The 1,125-nt window shown below is 72.1% G+C and carries 1 protein-coding gene and 2 pseudogenes; all 3 read right to left on the reverse strand.

Annotation, left to right across the window (positions count from 1 at the left end):
- Window positions 1-174 (reverse strand): annotated as a pseudogene (locus AC2VON_RS02460) (tRNA (adenosine(37)-N6)-threonylcarbamoyltransferase complex transferase subunit TsaD); the annotation flags it as partial.
- A 49-nt stretch (window positions 175-223) separates the two neighbouring features.
- Window positions 224-724, reverse strand: a complete 501-nt coding sequence (gene rimI, locus AC2VON_RS02465; RefSeq protein WP_486951513.1) for a ribosomal protein S18-alanine N-acetyltransferase — start codon at window positions 722-724, stop codon at window positions 224-226.
- Window positions 725-772: 48 nt separating this feature from the next.
- Window positions 773-1,078: pseudogene (locus AC2VON_RS02470) on the reverse strand (tRNA threonylcarbamoyladenosine biosynthesis protein TsaB); the annotation flags it as partial.
- Window positions 1,079-1,125: the final 47 nt, after the last annotated feature.

Consider the following 1,125-nt stretch of genomic DNA (forward strand, 5'->3'; position numbering starts at 1 on the left):
CTCCAGATGCGCCCGCGACGCGATCTCGGGCACCACCCCGCCGAACCGGGCGTGCTGGTCGACGCTGGAGGCCACCTCGTCGGCCAGCAGCGTCACGGCTCCGTCGGCGTCGAGTCGGGCGATACCGACACCCGTTTCGTCGCAGGAGGTTTCAATCGCCAGGATGGTGTTCACTGGCGCCGCTCCTCAGCATCGCTTCGCTCTGCATCGTCGCCGGCGCGGTTCACTGGACCTCCCGGCGCATCAGGCGGGCATCGGTTCCGCTGGCCCGGTAGTAGCGCTTGCGGATACCGACCTCGACGAATCCCACGTCGCGGTAGAGCGCGATGGCCGCGGCGTTGTCGGTGCGCACCTCCAGGTGCACGACGGCGCTGCCCGCGAAGTCCAGCAGTTCGGCCAGCAGCCGCCGGCCGATGCCGCGGCCCTGGTAGGCCGGATCCACCCCGATGGTGTGCACCTCGTACTCGAACGGCGGGGTGCGGCCCAGCCGCGCGATGCCCGCGTAACCGACGAGCAAGTCGGCGACCCGCGCGCCGACATAGTGGTGGTGCCGGGCGGCAATGGCGCGGTGAAACGCCGCGGCCGGCCACGGGTCGTCGCCGTCGAACAGCTGCGCTTCCAGTTCGGCGCAGCGGACGGCGTCGGTATCGGTGAGCGGGCCGACAACGAACGGAGTGACAAGCGAAGTGCCGGGCGGTTCGGCATCCGGCCGGCGGAGGTACAGCGGCACCAGGGGCACGGGGTCGGTACCCCAATCATCCACCGCCGCAACCAGTCCGGCAGCCGTCGGGTAGGCGATGTCGAGCACCGGCAGGTCGAACAGCGCCGCGTGGGCCGGTGAGCCGGCCACCGCCTGCGCCGCGCCGACATCGACGTCGCCCGGCACGCAGACCGCCGGACCGGCAACCCGGACCCCGTCGCGGTACCGCGCCCAGTACACCTCGCGGCGGCGGGCATCGGTGACCACCAGCACCTCATCGTTCGACACCCGCCGGGCCAGCACCCCCATGGCGTCCAGGCTGCACACTCCGTACACCGGAATGCCCAGCGCATGGCCGTAGGCGGCGGCGGTGGCCATCCCGACCCGCAGCCCGGTGAACGGTCCGGGCCCGCAGCCCACCACCA

Source organism: Mycobacterium sp. TH-M82, assembly GCF_057473605.1.